A 23323-nucleotide genomic window follows, 5' to 3' on the forward strand; every position below is an offset into this window, starting at 1 on the left:
GATCCTTACGTTGTGTTCTGAGGCTTTCACGCAGCTCGGTTGCTCGGAGCCGCTGTGGGGACAACGAACAACCGGACGATGAGATTCCGAGCGGGCGCCCTCGGTCCTCAGCGGTCCTCATCGGGCCTCATGGGTCCACAGCGGTCTCAGCCGTAGAGGGCGTTCACCTCGGCCGCGTAGGCCGTCTCGATGGCCTTGCGCTTCAGCTTCAGCGACGGGGTCAGCAGCCCGTGCTCCTCACTGAACGGATGCGCCAGTATCCGGAACGTCCGAATGGACTCCGCCTGCGACACCATGGTGTTGGCGGCCACCACCGCACGCCGGATCTCCATCTCCAGATCGGGGTCGCGCACCAGATCGACCGCCGGCAGCGGGGCCCTGTTGTGCATGGCCAGCCAGTGCTCGACGGCCTCCTGGTCCACGGTGACCAGTGCCGCGATGAACGGTCGGTCATTGCCGACCACGATGCACTGGGCGACCAGCGGATGTGCTCTGACCCGCTCCTCGAGGCCCACCGGCGACACGCTCTTGCCGCCGGAGGTCACCAGGATCTCCTTCTTGCGCCCGGTGATCGTCAGATAGCCGTCCTCGTCCAGCGAGCCGAGGTCCCCGGTGGCCAGCCAGCCCTCGTTCAGCACCGCGTCGGTCGACTTCGGATCATTGAGGTAGCCGGAGAACACCTGGCCGCCGTGCACCAACACTTCACCGTCATCGGCGATATGGAGCGTCGTACCGGGGATGGGCAGCCCCACCGTGCCGTACTTGGTGCGCTCGGGGGGATTCGCGGTCGCGGCGGCGGTCGACTCGGTGAGTCCGTAGCCCTCGAAGATGGTCACCCCGGCGCCTTCGAAGAACAGGCCGAGCCGCCGGTCCATGCCCGAGCCGCCGGACATGGCGTGCCGTACCCGGCCGCCCATGGCGTCACGGACCTTCTGGTAGACGACCTTCTCGAAGAACTGGTGCTGCATCCTGAGGGTCGCCGACGGCCCTGGGCCGAGCCCGAAGGCCCGGTGTTCCTGCGCCTCCGCGTAGCGCACCGCCACATCGACGGCCTTGTCGAACGGACCGGACTTGCCGTCGGCCTCCGCCTTGCGCCGCGCGGCGTTGTAGACCTTCTCGAAGATGTACGGAACGGCGAGGATGAACGTCGGCCGGAACGACGCCAGGTCCGGCAGCAGCGCACTGGCCTGGAGCACCGGCTGATGGCCCATCCTGACCCGTCCGCGGATCGCCGCGACCTCCACCATGCGGCCGAAGACATGGGCGAGCGGCAGAAAGAGCAGGGTGGCCGGCTCGTCGCCGGGCTTGGAGTGGAAGACCGGTTCCCAGCGCCCGATCAGGGTGTCGGTCTCGTACATGAAGTTCGCGTGGGTGATCACACAGCCCTTGGGGCGGCCCGTCGTCCCCGAGGTGTAGATGATGGTCGCCACCGACTCGGGAGTCACCGCCCGGCGGTGCCGTTGCACCACCTCCTCGTCCATGTGCTCTCCCGCCGCCATCAGCTCGGCCACGGCGGACTGGTCCAGCTGCCACAGCCGCTTCAGCTGCGGGAGCCGGTCGATGACCGACCCGATGGTCATGGCGTGGTCCTCTTGCTCGACCACGCAGGCGGACACCTCGGCGTCGTGCAGCATCCAGAAGACCTGCTCGGCGGACGAGGTGGGGTAGATGGGCACGCTGTGGGCGCCGACCGTCCACAGCGCGAAGTCGAACAGCGTCCACTCGTAGCGCGTACGGCACATGATCGCGACCCGGTCGCCGAACCGCACGCCCTCCGCGAGCAGTCCCTTCGCGATGGCCAGCACCTCGTCGCGGAACTCCGCGGACGTCACATCGCGCCACTGGCCCTCGTCGTCCTTGCGGCTGAGTGCCACACGGTCGGGCTCCGTTCGGGCGTGATCGAACACGGCATCCGCCAGCCCGCCGACAGGTGGTGCCATCGCCAAGGGTGGAACCGTGAACTCACGCAATGACCTGCTCCTTGTGGCGCTCCGCACAGCGCCGGTGACGGTACCCCACCGCGAGGCCGCTGGGGAGGGGCTCCAGCAAGTCGGCACATTTCGCATCGCTGCTGGTCAGCCGTTCATATCCGGCCATATGAGGGAGCGTTGAGCAACGCTGAGCCCAAAGAGCACAGGAGGGTGCCGGTAATCTACACCGAATCTGTACGTGGAGAACACGCCCGCTCTACGCGGGCCTGAGGTCGAGCGAGCGACCCCGTGCGAGCGCCCCTCACAGCGGGGGCTCAGGACGGTGCAGCCGGTCGCCGCCCGCGAGGATCGAGGCGGCGAGCGCGTCGGCGGCCTCCCGGGTGCCACGGGACGCGCCCGGCCGGTGGCCGTGGAGCAGCACGAAGTCCACATCGCCCAGCTCGGGCAGTCCCGCCCTGGCCGGGACCGGTTCCAGACCGGGCGGGACCAGTCCGCGGGTATGGGCCATCACACCGAGCTCCGCCCGGGCCGCCGCGATCAGCGCGCTGAGACTGGTGCTCGTACACACGACGCGCCAGGCCCGGCCGTGCGAATGGAGGGCTTCCAGGGCCCGGGCCCGGGTGATCCCCGGCGGAGGGAAGACGATCAAAGGTACGGGGCGGTCCGGGTCGGGACTCAGCCGGGGCGCACCGATCCAGCTCAGCGTGTCCCGCCACACGAGCTCACCGTGCCCGCCGCCCGATGCCCGCTTGGCGAGCACGAGATCGAGCCGGCCCGCGTCGAGCTGTCGGTGGAGCGTGCCGGACAGTGCGACCGTGAGCTCCAGATCGACCTCCGGGTGCTCACGGCGGAACGTCCTGAGGATCTCGGGCAGCCGGCTGAGCACGAAGTCCTCGGAGGCCCCGAAGCGCAGCCGTCCCCGCGGCCGGTTGCCGGTGAAGTAGGCGGCGGCGCGTTCCTGTGCGTCCAGGATCGTCCGGGCGAAGCCCACCATCGCCTCGCCGTCCTCGGTGAGCCGCACGCTGTGGGTGTCCCGGGTGAAGAGCTGGCGGCCGGCGGCAACCTCCAGCCTGCGCACATGCTGGCTCACGGTCGACTGCCGCACGCCGAGCCGCCGGGCGGCCTGGGTGAAGCTCAGCGTCTGCGCAACGGCGAGGAATGTGCGCAGATGGACCGGGTCGTACACGCTTCTCAGGCTACGGGCTCATCGCGAACCGTGATGACCGTCAGTCCGGAATGCGGGATTCCCGATCGCCCGTCCGGCGGTGACGATGGAGGGCACCGGACACGCCGGCCTCCCACGCCGGTACGCGAGCCGCGCCGACCCCGCGAGAGCCCAGGGAGCCAGGGAGCATATGAGCCGCCGTATTCCGCTCCCGCCGCGCCTGCCCGCCTGGCTGCCGCTCGACCCGTTTCTGTCGGCACTGCTGGCCACTGTGCTGCTGGCGGCACTGCTGCCCGCCTCCGGTGCGGCGGCCACCGTCGCCGAGGGGGCAGCCACGGGCGCCGTAGGACTGCTGTTCTTCCTCTACGGGGCGCGGCTGTCCACCCGTGAGGCGCTGGACGGCCTGCGGCACTGGCGGCTGCACGTGACCGTACTGGCCTCGACGTTCCTGCTCTTCCCGCTGCTCGGGCTCGCCGCGCGGGGACTGGTTCCGTGGCTGCTGACTCCGCAGCTCTACACGGGGGTGCTGTTCCTCTGCCTGGTCCCGTCGACGGTCCAGTCCTCTATCGCGTTCACCTCGATAGCCCGCGGCAATGTGCCCGCCGCAATCTGCGCGGGCTCCTTCTCCAGCCTCGCCGGAATCCTGCTCACCCCCCTGCTGGCAGCGCTCCTCCTCGGGCACCAGGCGGGTGGCTTCTCCACGGACGCACTGCTCAGGATCGTGGTGCAACTGCTGCTGCCGTTCCTCGCCGGACAGCTTTCGCGCCGCTGGACAGTTGGCTTCGTGGCACGGCACAGGAAGAAGTTCGGCCTGGTGGACCGGGGTTCGATCCTGCTCGTCGTGTACGCGGCCTTCAGCGAGGGCATGGTCGCGGGCGTCTGGCACCAGGTCACCACGGTGCGGCTGGGTGCGCTGCTGCTCGTCGAAGCGGCGCTGCTCGCCGTGGTGCTGACGCTGACCTGGTACGTCCCGAAGCGGCTCGGCTTCGGCCGCGGTGACCGCACCGCGATCCAGTTCGCGGGCTCCAAGAAGAGCCTCGCCACCGGGCTCCCGATGGCGAGTGTGCTCTTCGGCGCGCACGCGGGGCTGGCGGTGCTGCCGCTGATGCTGTTCCACCAGATGCAGTTGATGGTCTGTGCGGTGATCGCGAAACGGAGGGCCGGTCACCCTCACGGGTCCTGTCCGGGATCTGCGGCCCTGCCCGGCCAGCCGGCCCCCGGACAGCGCGAACGGCCGGGTGGCCCGCGCCGTCAACTCCCCGTCCGGGGCGATAGCGTGCGGTCATGCCCGCACTCGGATCCCAGATAGCCTGCGCCGTCGGCGCTCCCGCCCCCAGGGCGGCACGCCCCTGCACCCTGGTGGTCTGCCGTGGCTGCTGCTGCGGTGACGCCGGGAAGCACCCGGGAACCGACCACGAGGCACAGGTCCGCCGGCTGCGCGAGGCGGCAGCCGCGTCGGAAGGCCGCTTCGCAGTCCGCACGAGCGAGTGCCTCGGTCCTTGCGGGCAGGCCAATGTGGTGGTCGTGCAGCCCTCGGCGGCCGCCAGGTCCGAAGGCGCACGCCCCGTGTGGGTGGGCTGGGTGCTCGACGACGAAGCGACCGACGACGTGCTCGCCTGGGCCGAGGCGGGTGGGCCGGGCCTTGCCGAACCCTCCTCCACCCTCGAGCTCCAGCTCATCACACCGCCTGCGCCCAGCCCCCGCGCTGCCCGCTGACGAAAGGGACCCTCACACCCCACACCGTCACACCCACGAGGGAAGCGCGATGCGCTCCTCGCCCGCGTACACGTTCATGTCGGGGCCGCGCAGGAAGCCGACCAGGGTGAGACCGGTCTCCAGGGCCAGGTCCACGGCCAGCGAGGAGGGTGCGGAGACGGCCGCCAGCACCGGAATCCCGGCCATCACCGCCTTCTGCGCCAGCTCGAACGACGCCCGCCCGGAGACCAGCAGGATCATTCGGGACAGCGGCAGCATGCCCTCGCGCAACGCACGGCCGACCAGCTTGTCCACGGCGTTGTGCCGCCCGACGTCCTCACGGATGTCCAGCATGTCGCCGTCCTCCGAGAACAGGGCGGCCGCGTGGAGCCCGCCGGTCCGGTCGAAGACCCGCTGGGCCTCCCGCAGCCGCCCGGGGAGCCGGGCCAGGAGGGCCGGTTCGACACGGAGCGGGGGAGCGAGCGAGGAGGCGCCGCCGATCGGGAAGCGGGTGGCGGTGCGGACGGCGTCGAGGCTGGCCTTGCCGCACAGACCGCAGGACGACGTGGTGTAGACATTGCGTTCCAGCGTGATGTCCGGCACCGGGACACCGGGCGCGAGCTGGACGTCGACGACGTTGTAGGTGTTCGCGCCCCCGCCCGGCGCCTCCAGGGACGGATTCGGCTCCGCGCCCGCGCAGTAGACGATCGACCTGATGTCCTCCGCCGCACCGAGCACACCCTCGCTGACCAGGAAGCCCGCCGCGAGCGCGAAGTCGTCACCCGGCGTGCGCATCGTGATGGCCAGCGGGCGGCCGTTCAGCCGGATCTCCATGGGCTCCTCGGAGACCAGGGTGTCCGGCCGGACGGACACCGCCCCGTCCCGGACCCGGATCGTGCGGCGGCGCTCGGTGACCCGTCCCATGATGATCAGTCCCGATTCTGTGCGTGCGGTGGACTCGGCGGTCCCATTGTCCCGGAGGGGTTCCGCAGCCGCGGACCTCGTACCCGTACGGCCTGAGGTGCGCTCCCATGCAGCCCTGACGCATCCTTGCTGTGTGACCTGGTACGGCGCGGCCAGGCATGGCCCGCGCAGCAGGCGTGGGCAGCAACACGGAACGAGTGTCGGCGCAGTGACCAGCGCGGACGAGCTCGGACTTGTGCTCGCCGAAGCCGCAGTCAAGGCCACCGGCGCGGTGGGCGGATACGCCGGTGGGGTATATCTGCGCTCGGAAACCGAAGGCCTGCTGCGCCTGGCCGTCCTAGTCGGACTGCCGGGCGAGCTGATGCGTCCCTGGTGGCGTATGCATGTGAACCGGCCCTTCCCCGTGGCCGAGTGCTACCGCACGTCCGAGCCCATCCACCTTGCCGACGGCGAGGAGGCGATGCGCCGGTTCCCCCAGCTCATGGCCGGCCTGCCGTTCCCGTTCGGCTCCCTCTACGTGCCCGCCGAGAGCGAGCACGAGAAGTTCGGTGTGCTGGTGGCCCTGCGCCCCGCCACCCCCGGCCACCCCGTCGAGCAGCCCGACCGCAACCGGATGAGGCAGGCGGGCCTGCGGCTCGGCGCCGCACTCGCCCAGCTGGAACGGGACGGCACACCGGTGACCTGGAGCGGTGAGCCGCTCGTCGTCCAGACCCCCGAAGCCGCCGCCCGGCCGCTGCGGATAGGCACCTTCGACTGGGACCTGAGCACCGGAAACCTCGAAGCCGACGAGGAGTTCTGCGCGATACTCGGCGTGCTTCCCGACGAGTTCCCCGGCCGGATCGAGGCGCTCACCGCACGGGTCGTGCCCGAGGACGTCTACCAGTTGTGGGTGGTTGCCCGGGAAGCCGCCCAGGACGGCCGCCCCGTGGTCCGCAGACTGCGGTTGCAGCGCCCGGACGGACCCCCGACCCTGCTGGAGCTCGCGGGCCGTCCCGTCCATCCGCCGGGCGGGGGCGTCGGTGCGCGCCGCCTCACCGGTTCCCTGATCGACCTCGGCTCCGGAGCGATCGCCAGCGAGGCGGTCGCCGACCGGCTTCCCGACGGTCTGTTCTCGCTCGACCGGTCCGCGCGGATCACCTACGTCAACCGCACCGGGGAGAAACTGCTCGGGCGCGCCCGGGCCGAGCTGATCGGTCGCGTCCTGTGGGACGCGGTGCCCTGGATGAACCGGCCCGCCTACGAGGACTACTACCGGGCGGCCCTGCTCTCCGACGACCCGGTGCGATTCCAGGTGAACCGGGGCCGCAAGGACTGGGTCTCGGTGTCGCTCTTCCCGGGCCACCACGGGGTCACCGGGACCATCGCCGTCACCGAACGCCCGGAATGCCCACCCGCGCCGGTCAGCCGGCCCGGAGCCGGCCTCGGCATCTTCGCCTCTCCCGCCGACCGGGCCACGGCCCTGTACCGCCCGGTCGCCCTGGCCATCGCCCTGACGGAAGCCGTCACGGCCAGACAGGTCTCCGCGGTCGTCACCGAGGAGCTGCTGCCCGCGTTCGGGGGCCGTCAGCTGGCCCTGTACGTCCTCCACGAGCGGCATCTCTACCTCGCCTGGGAGACCGGCTTCCCGGCCGGTTTCCTCGAACCCTTCGAGGGGGTCGGCCTCGACGCCCGGCTGCCCGGCGTGGAAACCCTGACCACCGGGCGTCCGATCTTCTTCGAATCCATGGAACAGCTGGCCTCCGCCTATCCCGGCATCCCCCTGGACGCCTCGGTCGGCGCCCGCGCGTTCCTCCCCCTGATCGCCTCCGGGCGCCCCGTCGGCTCCTGCATACTCGGCTTCGACCAGCCGCGCGGTTTCGCCCCCGAGGAACGCACGGTGCTCACCGCACTCGCCGGCCTCATCGCGCAGGCCCTCGAACGCGCCCGGCGTTACGACACCGAAGCCGCCCTGGCCCGTGGCCTCCAGGACGCGCTGCTGCCGCACCGGCTGCCCGTGATCGACAACGTGGAGACGGTCGGACGCTACCTTCCCGGTACGCAGGGCATGGACGTGGGAGGCGACTGGTACGACGTCATCGAGACCGACCGCGGGCTTGACCTGGTGATCGGGGACGTCCAGGGCCACGGGGTTTCCGCGGCGGCCATCATGGGCCAACTGCGCAGTGCGGTACACGCGTTCGCTCTCGCCGGTCTCGAACCGGCGGATGTGGTCAGCGGCACCAACCGGCTCCTCAGCGACCTCGACCCCGCCCACTTCGCCACCTGCTGCTACGTCCGGCTCGACCCTGCCACCGGCGACGCCCAGGCCGTACGGGCCGGGCACCCCCAGCCGCTGATCCGCAGGCCCGACGGCACCACCGAGGTGCTGGACCTCGCGGGGGGACTCATCCTCGGGGTGGACTCGGCCGAGACCTACCCGGTCAGCGACCTGAGCATCAAACCGGGGGAGGTGCTCGCCCTGTTCACCGACGGCCTGATCGAACGCCCGGGCAGGGACATCGATGTCGGCATCGAGCAGCTGCGCTCCAGCCTGGCCCGGTCAGGACCCGCGACCGTGGCCGATGCCGCCGACCGGCTGATCCGTGACGCACGGCGGTCCACCGACCGCCCCGACGACATCGCGCTGCTGCTCGCCGCCCGCTGGGTGGGATCCGACACCGACCGGACGCTGGGCGGCCCTGCGGCCGGCTGACCTGAGTCATCCCCGACGCGTGGTCATGTGCCGTCATCTCCCGAAGATTTATGGCTACTGACCAGTAGATGGAATGTTCCATTCCGTACATCATGGGGCGCGAGCATGACAACGCTCGTCGTTCGGACGACGCACGGGCGTGTCTCGAGCCGCATCCCCACACCAGGAGTTCCCCCATGCATGTACGCAGATGGAAGACCGGCACGGCCGCGGTCCTCGCTGCCACGGTCCTCGCCGTTTCCGCCCCCACGGCATCGGCCGCCGCCCCGGCGCAGCCCGCTCCGAAGCACCAGGCCGCGACCACCGCCGCCAAGGCCGCCGACATCGACTACGCGACCTGGCAGCGCGACATCGACGAGGTCATCGCCGTGGCCCGCCCCTATATCGAGCAGCGGACCTCGCAGCCCTCCACCAAGAAGCAGGCGATCGTCCTCGACATCGACAACACGTCGCTGGAAACGGACTTCCACCCCTTCTGGGAGTGGCCGACCCCCGCCATCAAGCAGGTCCGTGACCTCGTCCGCTTCGCCGACTCGCGCGGTGTGGACATCTTCTTCGTCACCGCACGCCCGGGCATCATCTACTCCATCACGGACTACAACCTGAAGAAGGCCGGCTACCCGGTCGACGGGCTCTACGTGCGAGACCTGCCCGACCTCTTCGACGAGGTCGGTGCCTACAAGACGCGCAAGCGCGTGGAGATCGAGGCGAAGGGCTACACGATCATCGCCAACATCGGCAACAACACCACCGACCTCGTCGGCGGCCACGCCGAGCGGACCTTCAAGCTCCCCGACTACGACGGCCAGCTCTCCTGACCCCGGGCGACCCCTGGTACCCGTGCCGGACCGAGTCCCGGTCCGGCACGGCCACCGTGTGTGGTGGGTCGCCCACACCGTGCGGGCCGACCCTCCGTGCACGCCACTGACCACCTGAAATGCGGTTCAGAGACGCCTCGAACCCCTGGTAGAGTTGTCCATGTCGCCGCGGGTAACACCGCGGGCGGTACACACCTGGTCCGGGTGGCGGAATGGCAGACGCGCTAGCTTGAGGTGCTAGTGCCCTTTATCGGGCGTGGGGGTTCAAGTCCCCCCTCGGACACTTGCTGTAGCGATACAGATGCGAGGGCCTCGACCTGATGGTCGCGGTCCTCTTTGCATTCACCGCGGACGCACTCGGTGCGGACCTGCCGAGCAGAGGGAGGACCGTGGAGCGCGACCAGGAGGCAGGCCCCGTCGCCTCGTCCACGCACGACGATCTGTTCGGGCAGGTCCATGTCTCCCTGGACATCCGGGAAGGCGTGGTGACGGTCGCGGGCGAGGGGATTCCGTCGGTCGTGATCCGCCGTGCCGACGGCACCGCAGCGGATGAGCACGTCCCCGTCGGTACACGCGACGGTTCGCTGCTCTCCCTGGAGATCGACGGCTGTGCCACCCCGATCCGCCCGGCCAAGGGCCGGCTGACCCGCAACTCCTTCCGGGTGGACGTCGACTGGGCCGATGCCACCTACCGCCTGGTGCCGGACTCGATCCCGGGAAGCCGGCTGCTGCGGGACGATCAGCACATCGGGGACCTCTCGTCGGACGGGGACGGCGTGGTCCTGGCCCAGTGGTGCGAGGGCGCACGGACGCGGCCGGTGGAGGCCGCTGTCGGATACGCCCTTGCGGTGGCTTTCGGCACCGGGGCGCAGCCCATGTGGATGCTGGCGCTGGACGCCGTCGGGGACCTGATCCCCGGCTGAGCGCGTCTGCGGCATGCCGGATCCGGGGTCATCATGAGTGGTGAGGCCCTCACCGGTGCGGCTGGTCTGGCGTCGCCCGCATTCCCCCCGGCGCGAAGAAGGGGTGCCGTGTCATGGATATGAGGTTCGAGATCGCGGTGCTCCCCGTCGCGGATGTGGACCGGGCCAAAGCCTTCTACAAGGCGCTGGGCTGGCGGGAGGACGCCGATTTCCCGTTCGGGGACGACTTCAGGGTCGTGCAGTTCACTCCGCCCGGCTCTCCCGGTTCGGTGATCTTCGGCACGGGGGTGAGCGACGCGGCGCCCGGATCGGCGCAGGGGCTGTACCTGGTGGTCACGGACATCGAGGCGGCTCGCGCGGAACTCCTCGAACGGGGAGCGGAGGTCGGTGAGGTGTTCCACGACGCCGACGGTGTGTTCCACCGCCCCGGGGCGCGTAACCGGGTCCCCGGACCCGACCCGGAACGCCGCAGTTACTGCTCCTTCGCCGCCTTCAGCGATCCCGACGGCAACGCCTGGGTCCTTCAGGAGATCACCGAACGCCTCCCCGGCCGCTGATCGAGCCCGCCTCGTGCCAGGCCGGCTCAGGCCGCGGCACCCGCCCGGGGCCCGGATACGAAGGCCAGGATGTGCGGGACCGCCTCACGCAGGCTGGCGAAGTGCCGGTGCACACCGTCGACCGCGACCGCAGCGTTCACACCCCACACCGTCATCCCGGCCCGAAGTCCTGACTGGACCCCGGACGGCGCGTCCTCGATGACCAGGCAGTCCTCGGGTGCGGCGCCCAGGCGTGCGGCGGCCCGCAGATACGGAACGGGGGAGGGCTTGCCCTCCTCGACAGCCGCGGCGTCCACGACCAGACCCGGAACCGGCAGCCCCGTCCGCAGGAAACGGCCCCGCACCCGGTGCTCGTAGTTCGATGTCACCAGCGCCCAGGAACCCGACGGCAGCCCGTGCAGCAGTTCCGACGCCCCGTCAAACGCCGCGTAGTCACCGGTCCGTACGTCCTCGTCCTCCAGCTCGTGCAGCGTCGCCAGGCATTCGTGCGGATCGCGGTCCGCCGCGACGAGTGCGAAGGTCTCCATCGGACGTGTCCTCAGGGCGACTTGGTACACCTCGTCCCCGTCCAGCCCGTAGTGCTTCGCCCATGTCCGCCACACCTGGCGCTGGTTGCTCACCGCATCCACCAAGGTGCCGTCGACATCGAACAGGACGAACTTTGATGTGCTGGTCACACGCCGATCATGTCAGGCGTGGAAGGGCTTGCCGAAGCCGCCCCGGAGTCCGGGCGATCAGTCAGGGGGCCGAGCAGGCGGTGGACGAGAAGGGGAGCCACACTCCTTGCCACTCTTAACGTATAGCGCACCGGGGGGCTTGCGGCAAGGCCCCGGTCGTGCCGCAGAATCGCAGGCCGTGGACAGAACCTGCGCAAATTGGAGATTCACGAAGTGCGTGCGCTGTTGTCGGATCACGTGTGGTGCGGTGACGCCGGATCGGGGAGTGGAGCCGGGCCCGCCGGCGTGCCCGCCGCCGGTCTTCGCGTGCGCGAGGCCGGATGGGAGCTGATGCCGTGAACCCCCTGACCACCAAGGCGTTCGACCTGCTCGACCGCCTCGCCCACAAAGCCGACCCGGCACTCGTCGCCGACGACGAGCGGCACTTCGCCGCGGTCGCGGAGGCTCTTGAGCAGGCGATCGCCGAACTGTCCGACCTCCTCGACGCCAGGCTGAGGGCGCCCGGAGGTGTGGGCCGCGAGGCGATGGAGCGCGACACGGAGGTCCACCGGCTGAGTGCGCGGCTGCGGGCCCTGCGTCGCTTCGGTCTCGACCTGTGCCTCGGACGCGTCGTCAGCGAGGACCAGCCCGAGCCCGCCTACATCGGACGGCTCGGACTCACCGACCGCACCGGGCGCCGGCTGCTGCTCGACTGGCGCTCCCCTGCCGCCGAGCCGTTCTTCGCGGCGACCCACGCCAATCCGATGGGGCTGGCGAGCCGCCGTAGGTACCGCTGGAGCGACGGCAGGGTCAGCGACTACTGGGACGAGGTGTTCACCCCCGACGGGCTGGAGCGACACACCGCGCTCGACGATCAGTCCGCGTTCATCGCCAGTCTGGGCGGCCACCGGTCGGCCCGGATGCGCGACGTGCTCGCCACCATCCAGGCCGACCAGGACGCCGTCATCCGCGCCGGATCCGGCGGTGCGCTCGTCGTCGACGGTGGTCCGGGCACGGGCAAGACCGTCGTCGCGCTGCACCGCTCCGCGTATCTCCTCCACTCCGACCCCCGCCTCGGTCACCGTCGCGGCGGCGTGCTGTTCGTCGGCCCGCACCAGCCCTACCTGGCCTGTGTCGCCGACGTCCTGCCCAGCCTCGGAGAAGAGGGTGTGCAGACCTGCACCCTGCGGGACCTGGTCGCCGAGGGCCCCGGAGCGGCGACCGAGACCGACCCGGACGTGGCGCTCCTGAAGGCGTCCGCTGACATGGTGGGCGCCATCGAGACGGCCGTCAGGTTCTACGAGGAGCCGCCCGCCGAGGGCATGACGGTCAGCACCGACTGGTCCGACCTCTGGCTGAGCGCCGACGACTGGGCCGAGGCGTTCGGCGCACCGGAACCGGGTACGCCGCACAACGAAGCGCGCGAGCAGATCTGGGAGGAGCTGCTCGCGATCCTCAAGGACAAGACGGGCGGGATGGACGAGCACGGGGGCGAGGTATCGGCCGACCTCTTCCGGCGGTCATTGCTGCACGACGAGGCTCTGGTCACCACCCTCAACCGGGCGTGGCCGCTGATCGAAGCGGCCGATCTCGTCGGCGACCTGTGGACCGTGCCCGCCTACCTTCGGATGTGCGCGCCCCGGCTGAGCCCCGAAGAGGTGCGAAAACTCCAGCGCGACGACCCCCGGGCGTGGACAATCTCCGACCTGCCGCTCCTGGACGCGGCACGGCAGCGGCTCGGCGACCCGGAGGCGGCACGGCGAAAGCACCGCCACACCGCTGCCGTCGCCGCCGAACGCGAGCGCATCTCCGCCGTGATCGACAACGTACTCGCGGCCGACGACGACGGCGAAGGCGCGGTGACGATGCTGCGGGGACCGGACCTCCAGGACAGCCTGATCGACACGTCCGCACTGCCCACCGCCGACCCGGACCGGCTCGCCGGCCCGTTCGCGCACATCGTCGTGGACGAGGCACAGGAACTGACGGACGCACAGTGGCAGATGCTGCTGTCCCGCTGCCCGTCCCGGAGCTTCACCATCGTCGGGGACCGGGCCCAGGCCAGGCACGGGTTCACGGGCTCATGGCGGGAACGGCTCCAGAGGGTCGGGTTCGACCGGATCGCCGTGGCCTCCCTGAGCATCAACTACCGCACCCCGGAAGAGGTCATGGCGGAAGCCGAACCGGTCATCCGGGCGGTGCTCCCGGACGCCAATGTGCCGACTTCGGTCCGCAGCGGCGGAGTTCCCGTCGTCCATGGACCAGTCGCGGATCTGGAATCGATCCTGGACACCTGGCTCCGGACACATACGGAGGGCACCGCCTGCGTCATCGGCGACCCCGCGTTCCGGGCGACCTCCCGGGTCCGGTCGCTGACTCCCGAGCTGTCGAAGGGCCTTGAATTCGATCTGGTGGTCCTGGTCGATCCGGAGTCGTTCGGGGAGGGCGTCGAGGGAGCTGTGGACCGCTACGTCGCGATGACCCGGGCGACCAGGCAACTCGTCGTCCTCACACGCTCCTGACGGTCTCGCTCCCGTCGAGAGCCGGACGGCACGCCTAGCTCGCGCCTGCGCCTTCCAGCCAGTCCCTGTAGTAGGTCGGACCCAGATCGGCGCCCTCCGGCGTGGTGAGCACGTCACCAGGGACCACGGCGAACATCCCCGCCTGGTCGTCGGGGAGCACACGCCGCCCGTCGGGGCGGGCGCCCAGGGTGATCCGCCCCAGCTCGTCGAGGGGGAACACCTCGGGGCCGCCGATGTTGCGGACGCCCTGCAACGGAGGCCCGGAGGCGGTGCCCACGACCGCTGCGGCGACATCCGCCGACGCCATCGGCTGCACGGGGGTGGGCGGCAGACGGACGGCATCCCCGTCGGTCGTCATGGACATGATGGCCTCGACGAACTCGAAGAACTGTGTGGCGCGCACGATGGAGTACGGCGTCGGCCCGTTCGCGAGGGCGTCCTCCTGGGCGACCTTGGCCCGGTAGTAGTCCAGGCGGGGCACCTGGTCCACGCCGACGATCGAGAGGATCACCTGATGGCCCACACCGGCTGCGTCCGCCGCGGCCCCGATGGTGGTCATCGACGTCTCGAAGAACGCGATCGAGGACGCGTCGAACGTGGGGGAGTTCGTCAGATTGATCGCCACGTCAGCGCCCGAGAGCGCCTCGTCCAGGCCCTTGCCGCTGAGCACGTCGACCCCGGTCGACAGCGAGGCCGACACCACCTCGTGTCCGGCCCCTGTGAGCAGCTTGACCGCCTGAGAGCCGATCAGGCCCGTCGCCCCGAGAACTGTGAACTTCATGAGGCACCTTTCCCGGCGACTCCAAAACGGAAGCATCACCTCCGACCACCGTACGCCCCAGTGCGCGACGGTCGCAGCGCGGCGGGGGCTGCCGCCCGGGAGGCGAAGCCACCCGTGTTCCCGGGGGGTCCGCACGTCGTACGCTCGCGCACCTCGTGTGTCAGACCCGCATGTGCGCTCCCCACGAGTGCTGTGCGGTCCGCTGCGGACTCTGACGACGTCCGAGGGCGTCAGAGGCCGTAGCCCCCGGCCACCTCGATGTTCTGGGCGGTGATCCAGCGGCACTCCTCGGAGAGCAGCGCGGCGATCACCATGCCGATGTCGTCGGGTTCGCCGACCCGCCCCAGCGCCGTCTTCGCCGCGATGGCCGGAATCACCTCGGGGAACCGTTCGAAGGCGTTGTCGGCGAGCCGGGTCCGGGTGGCACCGGGAGCGATGGCATTGACGCGGATGCCGCGCCTGCTGAACTCCTTGGCCATGTAGCGGGTCAGGACCATCAGGCCGGGTTACGACAGTCCGTCGCAGTTCAGCCGGGAGTACCGCCGCCTCTTCGGCGCCCCGCCCAGCCGGGACGTCGCGGCCCTGCACCGCGCGGGACTGGGCTGACGGCTGTCGCCGGTGCTCAGCGGCTTCGCGTCAGTGCCGAAGGAGCACCGGCCGACTGTGCCCCCTCCAACGCGAGGGTGAGCCGGTCCGCACCCGACTTCGTGACGATGTACATGTTGCCCTGACGGCAGACGAAGGAGCCCGAAGGGTCGGTCGGGCGGCTGGTGAGCGCTGCGAAGATCATGGTGTCCCCACGGACCTGCCGTAGTTCAAGGGCCTCGGTGCAGCCGAGGTTGCGGCCGGTCCCGATGTCCTCCACGTCACTGACCTGCCGTCCGATGAGATCGCCCACAGCGCCTTCATGAAGGGTGACCGTGACGGAGAACTCCCGCGTCCGCGGCCGGCTGATGCCGTCCGCGTCAGGCGTTCCGGGACCGACACCCGTCCACGTACCGACCCAGGCGGCGGGCAGGGTGCTCGTGGCGGCGGAGGAGGAAGCGGCACTCGGCGAGGGGCCGTCGGGTGTGGCGGTGCTTCCGCCGCCGTCGCTCCAGGGAAGGCGGGGCAGGATCACGACGGCGGCCGTCGCCAGGACTGCCGCACCGGCCGCCGCGGCGATCGTACGGGGACGACGAGTCCGCCGTGCGCCGTGCGGTGGCGGCGGTGACGCCGGGTACGGCGGCGCTGTGACGCCCGAAGCGGGTGGCGGCACTGCTGCCGCTGCCGTCGGCTCGGGCGTGGACAACAGGTGCCGGAGTTCGGCTTCCCGGCGCCCGGCTTCTGCCACCAGGGCCGAGGGCGCGGCCCCGGTCCAGCTCTCCGTGCCGAGAGCGGCGAGCCGCGCCCGTACGTCATCGGCGGTGGGGCGCTCGTCCGGGGCCTTGGCCAAGCACTCCTTCACCAGCGGCGTGAGGGATTCCGGTATCCCGTCGAGGAGGGGTTCGTCATGGACGATCCGGTACATGAGCGTGGGTAGTTGGAGCTCTTCGCCGGCCGCCGCGAAGGGGCCCCGGCCGGTGGCCGCGTACACCAGGACCGCGGCGAGCGAGAAGACATCCGCGGGCGCCCGGGCCACGGCTCCGGTCGCCTGCTCGGGCGCGAGGAACCCGGGTGTACCGATCACGGCTCCCGTCTGCGTCTGGCGTGCGTCGCGGACGGCGCGGGCGATGCCGAAGTCGATGAGGAGGGGACGCTCGGGCCCCAGCAGGATGTTGCCCGGTTTGATGTCGCGGTGGACCACGCCCGCCTCGCGGACGGCCAGGAGCGCGGCCGACAGCTCCCGGGCCAGGCACCGCAGGGCCGGTTCCGGTAGCGGGCCGTAGCGCTGCACCCAGTCACCCAGCGACGGCGCGGGAACGTACTCCGTCGCCAGCCACTGCGCTGCCTGCCCCGGTGGGCTGAAGTCCACCACCGTGACCGTCCACGGGGAGCGGACCCGGTCGCTGGTACGGATCTCGCGGGTGAACCGTTCCGCGAACCCCGGCTCACGGCTCACATCGGGATGCACGGTCTTCACCGCCAGCGCGCGCCCCGAGGCCGTCCGGGCCAGGAACACCTCGCCCATGCCGCCTGCGCCGAGCCGCGCCAGCAGACGGTACCCCCCGATCTGCGGCGGGTCATGAGGTCTCAGAGACTCCAGCAACTCGTGCCCCCTGTTCGCCTGTCCCACGGGCCGAAGCCCACTCACAGTACCGGCGGACGCGGGACGAGCCGCCCCCGGTCTCGACCCGTGACCCGTCGCGGAACCGTGGCCGCCCCGCCGCTCCGGGCAGGAGGGCGTCCGCCTACCCGGGCATGCGCGATCCCCCGGGCTCCAGGGCCCTGACGCCCGCGTGTTCGGAGCGGCCCGGTGGCTCTGAGGAGCGGGTGGCGGTGGCGATGGCCGAACGCCTCCCCGCGGTGGGGGAGCCCAGCGGGGCTCAGTCGCCGGCTTCCATACGCTCCACGGCGTCCTTCGCCTCCTTGAGGTCGGCGTCGGTCACCTCCCGGTAGACCTTGATCGCCTCGATCTTCTTGCCCTCGCGCAGCAGCGCGGCCACCTGCTCGAGCCGCGGGTCGGCCGGCTCGCTCGCGCCCATGTGGTCAAGAACCAGGTCGATCTTGCGCTCGAGCCGCGCGACCCGGCGGTCCATGCGGCTCAGTTTGAGATCGATGGAACCGCTCAGCAGGAGGACTCCGATGACTGCCAACAGCACTGCAATTTCCATGATCTTGGATGGTACCGGCAGGCGGTGGCGAGCCCGCGTCCGCCTGGGTGTGGAGCACCCAGGATCAGCGCTGTTCCGGGCCAGGGGGCCGGAATAGCCTGGTCCCATGGACAGTGGCAGTGGCAGGGTCAGCGGCAAACGACAGGCAGCACCGAACGGCCTGGGCGACTTCCTGCGTGCCCGGCGCGCCCAGCTGCGGCCCGAGGACGCGGGACTGCCCGCCACCGGGCGCCGCAGGGTGCCCGGTCTGCGGCGCGAGGAGGTAGCCCTGCTGGCCGGGGTCAGCGCCGACTACTACATGCGGCTGGAACAGGGGCGGGAGCGGCACCCGTCGTCTCAGGTGCTCGATGCCGTCGGCCGGGCACTGCGGCTGGGTGACGCAGCGGTGGCCCATCTGCACCGGCTCGCCGTATCCGGGACACACCGGGCTCCCCGAGCGCCCCGGGCCGAGCACATCAGCCCCCCACTCCGTCGTCTGATCGACGGCTGGGGGGACACACCCGCCTTTGTGCTGGGAAACCCTCTGGACTTCCTGGCCCGCAACCACCTCGCCGATGCTCTGTTCGCGGGTTTCACCGAGCATGGCGATCTGCTGAGCATGGTGTTCCTCGATCCCGCCGCCCGCGACTTCTTCCGCGACTGGGACCGCGCCGCCGCATCGTCCGTGGCAGCCCTGCGGCAGGCGGCCGGTACCGATGCGGACGATCCGAGGCTCGCGCACCTGGTCGATGAACTGTGCGCCGGGAGCCGGGAGTTCCGTGAGCTGTGGGACCGCCATGACGTACACGGGAAGGACCGTGAGACCAAGCGTCTGCGGCACCCCGTCGTCGGCGATCTGGAGCTGCACGCCGAGGTGTTCACGGTCGCCGGTGCACCGGCCCAGCACCTCGTCGTCTACCAGCCCGAACCCGGATCGCCCTCGGCCGGTGCCCTGACCCTGCTCGCGTCGCTCAACGCACCCCCGGTCATGTGCCCGTCCCCGATCACCAGCCCGTCCGGGCGGTAGGAGCACGTCCGCGCGGGAGGACTCAGTCCTCCCGGTGGAGCACCAGGTGCTCGTGGTAGAGCACGCCCTCGCGCACATCCCCCGTCGCGGTGAAGCCGGTGTCATCCACGTAGTCGATATGGCTGCCCTTCACCGTGTACGAGCCCGTGTACGCACTCGCCCGCCTCCCGCGGGCCTCGTCGTAGCGGCCGTTCGGCAGCAGTTCCTGGCGGATGAAACCGTCGGCCGTGACCCACATGCCGACGTACGGATGGGGGTGGCCGCCCGGAGCGGTGTCGTCGTTCGTCATGCCCCCACCTTCGGGCCACCGCGCCGGCGGGACCAGGTCGCCGTCCTCCTGGGTGGGGGATCAGGGGAGTGGCGCACCAGGGTCCGCCGAACCCCGGTGCGGGCAGGCCTGGTCCCCCTGGGGCGGTGGCCCGAACCTGGTCGCGGCGCAGCGGCACAGACGTACACCCGCTGGGCGGCATTCATCTCCGTGAGGACCAGAACCGTGAACCACCCCAACGACACCTTCAGCACCGCCCTACTGGAGCAGATCCGGCGCCGGTCCGGCGACCGCGAACGCCGCATCCTCTTCCGGGGCGCCACCATCGTCTCCATGGATCCGTCCCTCGGTGTGCTGGAGCACGGGGACCTGCTCGTGGAGGGGACGACCATCGCCGCGATCGGACCGGACCTGAGCCAGTCGCCGAGCGCGGACGGCGCCGTGGTCGTCGACGCGACGGGCACGGTCCTCACCCCCGGCTTCGTCGACACCCACCGGCACGCCTGGGAGGCCCAGTTGCGCCGGATCATGCCGGATGTCGACGACCTGGCGGGCTATGTGGCCGCCACACTCGCGGGGTACGCGACGGTCTACCGGCCCCAGGACATGTACACCGGGACCAAGCTGGCCGCCCTCACCGCGATCGACGGGGGCATCACCACACTGCTCGACTTCTCCCACAACTCCCGTACCGCCGAGCACTCCGACGCGGCGATCCATGCGCTCACCGACACCGGAATCCGGGGCGTCCATGCCTCGATGGGCCCTCATTTCGGTGCCTGGGACCAGCAGTGGCCCGGTGACCTCACCCGGCTGAGGGAACGGTACTTCTCCAGCGACGACCAGTTGCTGACGCTGCGTCTGGCAGCCCTGGCCACGGACGAGATCGCCGGGCCGTCCCTCGCCTACGGCCCCCGGCTCCGGCGCGTCGCCGACGCGCTGGGCATAGGTGTGGCCGTGGACGCCGTCATCGGGGCGTCGTCATCGGAGGCCGTACTGCGCTGGGCGCGCGAGGGCGTACTCGGTGCCGATGTCACGCTCATCCACAGCACCGGACTCACCGGTGAGGCATGGCGGGCGATGGCCGACACGGGTACCACCGTGGCACTCGCCCCCACATCCGACTCCCAGATCGGACTGGACACGGCGATCCCCGCCGTCGACGAGGCCCTCGCCGTCGGTATCCGCCCGGGGCTGAGCGTGGACGTCGAAGTCGCCCTTGCCAGCGATATGTTCACCCAGATGCGCGCCCTGCACACCATCCAGCGGATGCGCGCTGTCAACGGCTCGTACGGCAGCGAATCCGGCGAGGCGGCGGCACGCATCGGTACCCGCGACGTGCTCGACTTCGCCACCCTCCAGGGCGCCCGCACCATCGGTCTCGGAGACATCACCGGTTCCCTCACCCCCGGCAAGAAGGCCGATCTCCTCGTCATCCAGGCCGAGGACATCAACAACATGCCGCTGAACGATCCGATCGGCACGGTCGTCCTGGGCGCCGACGCGCGCAACATCAGTGCGGTGCTCATCGACGGGGAGCCCCGCAAATGGGGCGGACGGGTCCTCGGCACCGACATCGGCGACCTGCGCGGACAGGTCCGCGCGTCGCGCGATCACCTCGTCAACGCCGCCACCAGGTCCGCCAACGCGGAGGCGAGCCGCTTCAGGCAAGGCCCTGCCGTGCCGCCCGGCTCGTCCATGTAGAGATCGCGGCGGATCTCGACCATCAGGGCGCTCACCCGGAGGTCCCTGCGGTAGTACTGCAGGGGCACGTACGTCCCGGCGAACGGGGTGTCGAGTGCGATGCCGCCGAAACCCGCGAATGCCGCCCGCGCCAGGGCGAGAAGCTCATCGGGGGTGTGATGGGGGTCCGTGCCCAGGCAGATCGGCGGGCGCGGGCCGTCGCCGTGCAGCTCGTACGGCAGCGCGTGCGACGGGTAGGAGTGCACGTCGATGACGACGGCGCGGCCGGCCGCGTCCAGCCGGCCGGCGACCGCCCGGGTCATCGCGGCGGCGTACGGGTGGAAGTAGCGGTCGAGCAGCGGCGCGGGATCCAGAGCGGTGGGGCGGAGCGGCTCGCCGTGTGTCGTCCGTGTGTAGACCGCCCCCATGCCGGCCGCCAGCATCTCCTCACGCTCGTCGGGGAAGCGCTCGGGATCGACCACCAGGCGGGACAGCCGGTTGACGAACTGCCAGGGCGCCACGGCAGCCGCTCCTGCCGCCGCCGCGGCGATCTCCGCGGTGTGGGCGTCGGTGATGTGGTCGAGTTCGCGTGTCAGTGCGTCGTCGTCCAGCAGGATGCCGTTGCGGACGTCCGGGGGGATGGTGCGTGACGCGTGGGGGACATGGAGGATCACCGGGGAGGCGGCGGCTCCGGTGACCAGCTGGAAGGAACGGGCTGTGTGGTTCATCGCTGTCCTTTTCGAGCGGGGGGGGGAGCCCGGTGCCGCCCGCCGGGTGAGGCGGGCGGCACCACGAGGGTCGCCGGAGACCCCCAAGGGCTCAGGCCCCGGGCGGTACGTGCCCCGGGCGGCCGTTGCCGCGGGTGAGGCGGTAGCCCCAGATTCCCGCCAGGGCCGCGAGTACGGCGCCACCCGTCGTCCACAGCAGCCGGGATGACCACCAGCCGGAGGCCCAGCCCCCGTCCGGCTCCACTCGCGGGCCGGATGCGGGCACCAGCGGTGCGCCCAGGGCGCCGTCCACATCGGCGGCACCCCCGGCGTCGGCGGTGGTCACTTCGAGCGAGGCGTCGACGGACTCACCGAGGTCGTCGGCGGGGGCGCCGACGACGGTCAGACGCACGAAATACGTGCCGGGCAGCGGATCGTTGGCCGCGGGCTCCGCCCAGGCCCTGACCGTACGCAGCGCACACGACAACTCCACCGTGGCGGCTTCGGCGGAAGCCCTCCTGGTGTCACTGCCGAAGCGGCAGGCCTGACGCCGGCGCAGCCCGTCGTACACCTCCAGCCGCCAGGTGTGGGCGCCGTGCCCGGCCTTCGTGTCCGGACGTTTCACCGTGGCTCTGACCGTGGGGCGCTCCCCGGCGTCGGCGGGGAACTGCCAGTACAGGTAGTCGCCGGTGGACCCCTGCACCGTGGCCCGCTGCCCGGGACGTACGACGGTCGCGGTGCGGAACGACGTACCGGCCTCGGTCGGCGCCGGGGCCTCCTCCGTGTCGCCGGACGCGGTGGGCGATGGGGTGTCCGCCGCGGCGGTTCCCGGCAGCGCGAACAGAGCCGCGCAGGCAGCGAGCGCTCCGGCGAAAGTGCTTAGGGTACGCATCAGTTGGTCCTCCAGACGGCAATGCGCCAGCGCGAGATCCAGCCCCAGAGCAGACCGGCGATGAAGCCCGTCAGCGTCAGCAGGCCGAGCAGCCACCAGCCGCGGCCCAGGCCGAAGTAGGCCACGTCACCGGGCTCGTCGGGGCCGTCCACGATGTCGACGGTCAGCTCGACGGGCAGGCCGGGGGAGGTCTTCACGGAGGCGGGCGCGGAGAAGGAGTTGCTCACCCTCAGGCACACCGTCTCCGCCGCGGGCTTGACGTCGACATCGTCGGAGTCGGCGTCATCGCTGCCCGGCTTCGGGTAGCGCAGCCCGGTCGACAGGACATCGGTGCGCCCGTCCCCCGCTGCCTCGCCGCGTACGATCTCCCGGCCCCGCACGGTCGACGCCCGCAGCAGCACACCGTAGTCACGGTTGACGGCCCGGTCCGCGGCGACGCTCACCGAGGCCCGCAGCTCCTGCCCGGGCAGCAGATCCACCCGGTACCAGCGGTGCTGGCCGAAGACCTCACGGTCGCTGTAGAGCCCCGTCTTGAGCTGCGGCGCGTCCTGGCACCCGTCGGTGCCCCGCGTGGCCACCGGGGTGACGACCGGCTCGGCCGCGCGGTCGACCAGTTGGCTGACCCGGTCGGACAGCTCCTCCTTGTGCTGCACGGAGGTGTACGTACCGCCGGTCGCCTCCGCGATGCACATCAGCTGCGCGCGCATCTTGGCGTTGGGGACAAGACCGAGTGTGTCGATGGTGATGTTGATGCCCTTGGCGGCGATCTCGCGGGCCACCTCGCACGGGTCGAGCGGGGCGCAGGTGTCCTCGCCGTCCGTGATGAGCACGATCCGGCGGGTGGTGTTCCCGCCCTTGAGATCGTCGGCGGCTCCCAGCAGCGCCGGGCCGATCGGCGTCCACCCGGTCGGAGCCAGCGTCGCCACCGCCGTCTTGGCCTCGGTCCGGTCCAGTTCGCCGACGGGGTAGAGCGTGCGGGTGTCCTTGCAGCCTTCCTTCCGGTCGTTGCCCGGATAGTTGGCCCCGAGGGTGCGTATCCCGAGCCGCACCTCCTCCGGCACCGCCTCCAGCACCTCGTTGAACGCCTGCTTGGCGGCGGACATCCGGGACTGCCCGTCGATGTCCCGGGCTCGCATCGAACCACTCACATCGAGCACGAGCTCGACCTTGGGCGGTTCCTTCGCCTGCCCGCCCTCGGGCCCGCCTGAGTCGGCGATGGCGGCGGCCGGGAGAAGGCCGCCGGTCAAGGTGACCAGCAGCGCGCCGCAGAGCGCGGCTGCCAGTCGCTTTCTTGTGATCATCGGCGGATCATAGTGAGCCCGGGGAGCGGGGCCCAATTCGGCATCGTGC

The 23323-nt window shown here is 70.9% G+C and carries 21 protein-coding genes, 1 tRNA gene and 1 pseudogene; 11 read left to right on the top strand and 12 right to left on the bottom strand.

Annotated elements, in window-relative coordinates:
• Positions 1-146 precede the first annotated feature (146 nt).
• Positions 147-1946 (bottom strand): AMP-dependent synthetase/ligase, encoded by a 1800-nt coding sequence (locus ACFV6V_RS17065; RefSeq protein ID WP_385565311.1) that lies wholly within the window; start codon positions 1944-1946, stop codon positions 147-149.
• A 286-nt stretch (positions 1947-2232) separates the two neighbouring features.
• A complete protein-coding gene (locus ACFV6V_RS17070; RefSeq protein ID WP_385565491.1) occupies positions 2233-3126 on the bottom strand; it encodes a LysR substrate-binding domain-containing protein in 894 nt (297 codons plus the stop codon).
• Between the two features lie 160 nt (positions 3127-3286).
• Here ACFV6V_RS17070 and ACFV6V_RS17075 point away from each other — a divergent pair, with 160 nt between their 5' ends.
• Positions 3287-4405: a bile acid:sodium symporter family protein gene (locus ACFV6V_RS17075; RefSeq protein ID WP_385565314.1), complete on the top strand. Its 1119-nt coding sequence runs from the start codon at positions 3287-3289 to the stop codon at positions 4403-4405.
• Positions 4381-4812, top strand: a complete 432-nt coding sequence (locus ACFV6V_RS17080; protein WP_385565317.1) for a (2Fe-2S) ferredoxin domain-containing protein — start codon at positions 4381-4383, stop codon at positions 4810-4812. The genes ACFV6V_RS17075 and ACFV6V_RS17080 overlap by 25 nt, the downstream gene beginning before the upstream one ends.
• 27 nt (positions 4813-4839) lie before the next feature.
• On the opposite strand, the gene fdhD is transcribed toward ACFV6V_RS17080, so the two are convergent.
• Entirely contained in the window at positions 4840-5715 is an 876-nt protein-coding gene (fdhD, locus tag ACFV6V_RS17085; RefSeq protein ID WP_385565319.1) for a formate dehydrogenase accessory sulfurtransferase FdhD, read from the bottom strand.
• A 97-nt stretch (positions 5716-5812) separates the two neighbouring features.
• Between fdhD and ACFV6V_RS17090 the strand changes: the two genes are divergently transcribed.
• The 5 genes from ACFV6V_RS17090 to ACFV6V_RS17110 all read left to right on the top strand — a co-directional run bounded on the left by ACFV6V_RS17090 (position 5813) and on the right by ACFV6V_RS17110 (position 10705).
• Entirely contained in the window at positions 5813-8407 is a 2595-nt protein-coding gene (locus ACFV6V_RS17090; RefSeq protein ID WP_385565322.1) for a SpoIIE family protein phosphatase, read from the top strand.
• A gap of 176 nt (positions 8408-8583) precedes the next feature.
• On the top strand, positions 8584-9225 hold the full coding sequence (locus ACFV6V_RS17095) for an HAD family acid phosphatase (protein WP_385565324.1): 642 nt from the start codon (positions 8584-8586) through the stop codon (positions 9223-9225).
• Between the two features lie 198 nt (positions 9226-9423).
• A tRNA-Leu gene (locus ACFV6V_RS17100) sits at positions 9424-9508 on the top strand.
• 106 nt (positions 9509-9614) lie between these two features.
• Positions 9615-10148, top strand: a complete 534-nt coding sequence (locus tag ACFV6V_RS17105) for a hypothetical protein (protein ID WP_385565327.1) — start codon at positions 9615-9617, stop codon at positions 10146-10148.
• 113 nt (positions 10149-10261) lie between these two features.
• A complete protein-coding gene (locus ACFV6V_RS17110) occupies positions 10262-10705 on the top strand; it encodes a VOC family protein (RefSeq protein ID WP_385565329.1) in 444 nt (147 codons plus the stop codon).
• 26 nt (positions 10706-10731) lie between these two features.
• Here ACFV6V_RS17110 and ACFV6V_RS17115 read toward each other — a convergent pair whose 3' ends face one another.
• Positions 10732-11382, bottom strand: a complete 651-nt coding sequence (locus ACFV6V_RS17115; RefSeq protein ID WP_385565332.1) for an HAD family hydrolase — start codon at positions 11380-11382, stop codon at positions 10732-10734.
• Between the two features lie 335 nt (positions 11383-11717).
• Between ACFV6V_RS17115 and helR the strand changes: the two genes are divergently transcribed.
• Positions 11718-13883, top strand: coding sequence for an RNA polymerase recycling motor ATPase HelR (gene helR, locus ACFV6V_RS17120; RefSeq protein ID WP_385565334.1), 2166 nt, complete (start codon positions 11718-11720; stop codon positions 13881-13883).
• Between the two features lie 34 nt (positions 13884-13917).
• Here helR and ACFV6V_RS17125 read toward each other — a convergent pair whose 3' ends face one another.
• Both ACFV6V_RS17125 and ACFV6V_RS17130 read right to left on the bottom strand, forming a co-directional pair.
• Complete coding sequence (locus tag ACFV6V_RS17125) at positions 13918-14664, bottom strand: SDR family oxidoreductase (protein ID WP_385565337.1); 747 nt, start codon at positions 14662-14664, stop codon at positions 13918-13920.
• 230 nt (positions 14665-14894) lie between these two features.
• Entirely contained in the window at positions 14895-15161 is a 267-nt protein-coding gene (locus ACFV6V_RS17130; protein ID WP_385565340.1) for an SDR family oxidoreductase, read from the bottom strand.
• A 1-nt stretch (position 15162) separates the two neighbouring features.
• On the opposite strand from ACFV6V_RS17130, the pseudogene ACFV6V_RS17135 reads away from it, so the two are divergent.
• A pseudogene (locus ACFV6V_RS17135) lies at positions 15163-15270 on the top strand (AraC family transcriptional regulator); the annotation flags it as partial.
• 16 nt (positions 15271-15286) lie between these two features.
• On the opposite strand, the gene ACFV6V_RS17140 reads toward ACFV6V_RS17135, so the two are convergent.
• The gene (locus tag ACFV6V_RS17140) at positions 15287-16879 is read right to left on the bottom strand and encodes a serine/threonine-protein kinase (protein WP_385565342.1); all 1593 of its coding nucleotides are present in this window, start codon (positions 16877-16879) and stop codon (positions 15287-15289) included.
• 250 nt (positions 16880-17129) lie between these two features.
• Positions 17130-17417, bottom strand: coding sequence for a ribosomal protein L7/L12 (locus tag ACFV6V_RS17145; RefSeq protein WP_385565345.1), 288 nt, complete (start codon positions 17415-17417; stop codon positions 17130-17132).
• A 106-nt stretch (positions 17418-17523) separates the two neighbouring features.
• Between ACFV6V_RS17145 and ACFV6V_RS17150 the strand changes: the two genes are divergently transcribed.
• Positions 17524-18423, top strand: coding sequence for a helix-turn-helix transcriptional regulator (locus ACFV6V_RS17150; protein WP_385565347.1), 900 nt, complete (start codon positions 17524-17526; stop codon positions 18421-18423).
• Between the two features lie 22 nt (positions 18424-18445).
• On the opposite strand, the gene ACFV6V_RS17155 is transcribed toward ACFV6V_RS17150, so the two are convergent.
• Entirely contained in the window at positions 18446-18712 is a 267-nt protein-coding gene (locus ACFV6V_RS17155; protein WP_385565349.1) for an Atu4866 domain-containing protein, read from the bottom strand.
• 204 nt (positions 18713-18916) lie between these two features.
• On the opposite strand from ACFV6V_RS17155, the gene ACFV6V_RS17160 reads away from it, so the two are divergent.
• Positions 18917-20395, top strand: a complete 1479-nt coding sequence (locus ACFV6V_RS17160; RefSeq protein WP_385565352.1) for an amidohydrolase family protein — start codon at positions 18917-18919, stop codon at positions 20393-20395.
• Here the strand turns inward: ACFV6V_RS17160 and ACFV6V_RS17165 are convergent.
• The 3 genes from ACFV6V_RS17165 to ACFV6V_RS17175 all read right to left on the bottom strand — a co-directional run bounded on the left by ACFV6V_RS17165 (position 20305) and on the right by ACFV6V_RS17175 (position 23274).
• The gene (locus tag ACFV6V_RS17165) at positions 20305-21102 is read right to left on the bottom strand and encodes an N-formylglutamate amidohydrolase (RefSeq protein WP_385565354.1); all 798 of its coding nucleotides are present in this window, start codon (positions 21100-21102) and stop codon (positions 20305-20307) included. The genes ACFV6V_RS17160 and ACFV6V_RS17165 overlap by 91 nt on opposite strands.
• A gap of 91 nt (positions 21103-21193) precedes the next feature.
• Complete coding sequence (locus ACFV6V_RS17170; RefSeq protein WP_385565357.1) at positions 21194-21973, bottom strand: hypothetical protein; 780 nt, start codon at positions 21971-21973, stop codon at positions 21194-21196.
• Entirely contained in the window at positions 21973-23274 is a 1302-nt protein-coding gene (locus tag ACFV6V_RS17175; protein ID WP_385565359.1) for a VWA domain-containing protein, read from the bottom strand. The genes ACFV6V_RS17170 and ACFV6V_RS17175 overlap by 1 nt, the downstream gene beginning before the upstream one ends.
• Between the last annotated feature and the right edge of the window lie 49 nt (positions 23275-23323).

This window comes from Streptomyces sp. NPDC059828, assembly GCF_042731955.1.
Lineage (GTDB): Bacteria > Actinomycetota > Actinomycetes > Streptomycetales > Streptomycetaceae > Streptomyces.

Coding starts and splice junctions, on each gene's coding strand:
- ACFV6V_RS17075 (WP_385565314.1), top strand. CDS start 3,287: ATGAGCCGCCGTATTCCGCTCCCGCCGCGCCTGCCCGCCTGGCTGCCG.
- ACFV6V_RS17080 (WP_385565317.1), top strand. CDS start 4,381: ATGCCCGCACTCGGATCCCAGATAGCCTGCGCCGTCGGCGCTCCCGCC.
- fdhD (WP_385565319.1), bottom strand. CDS start 5,715: ATGGGACGGGTCACCGAGCGCCGCCGCACGATCCGGGTCCGGGACGGG.
- ACFV6V_RS17095 (WP_385565324.1), top strand. CDS start 8,584: ATGCATGTACGCAGATGGAAGACCGGCACGGCCGCGGTCCTCGCTGCC.
- ACFV6V_RS17110 (WP_385565329.1), top strand. CDS start 10,262: ATGGATATGAGGTTCGAGATCGCGGTGCTCCCCGTCGCGGATGTGGAC.
- ACFV6V_RS17125 (WP_385565337.1), bottom strand. CDS start 14,664: ATGAAGTTCACAGTTCTCGGGGCGACGGGCCTGATCGGCTCTCAGGCG.
- ACFV6V_RS17130 (WP_385565340.1), bottom strand. CDS start 15,161: ATGGTCCTGACCCGCTACATGGCCAAGGAGTTCAGCAGGCGCGGCATC.
- ACFV6V_RS17145 (WP_385565345.1), bottom strand. CDS start 17,417: ATGGAAATTGCAGTGCTGTTGGCAGTCATCGGAGTCCTCCTGCTGAGC.
- ACFV6V_RS17150 (WP_385565347.1), top strand. CDS start 17,524: ATGGACAGTGGCAGTGGCAGGGTCAGCGGCAAACGACAGGCAGCACCG.
- ACFV6V_RS17155 (WP_385565349.1), bottom strand. CDS start 18,712: ATGACGAACGACGACACCGCTCCGGGCGGCCACCCCCATCCGTACGTC.
- ACFV6V_RS17165 (WP_385565354.1), bottom strand. CDS start 21,102: ATGAACCACACAGCCCGTTCCTTCCAGCTGGTCACCGGAGCCGCCGCC.
- ACFV6V_RS17170 (WP_385565357.1), bottom strand. CDS start 21,973: ATGCGTACCCTAAGCACTTTCGCCGGAGCGCTCGCTGCCTGCGCGGCT.
- ACFV6V_RS17175 (WP_385565359.1), bottom strand. CDS start 23,274: ATGATCACAAGAAAGCGACTGGCAGCCGCGCTCTGCGGCGCGCTGCTG.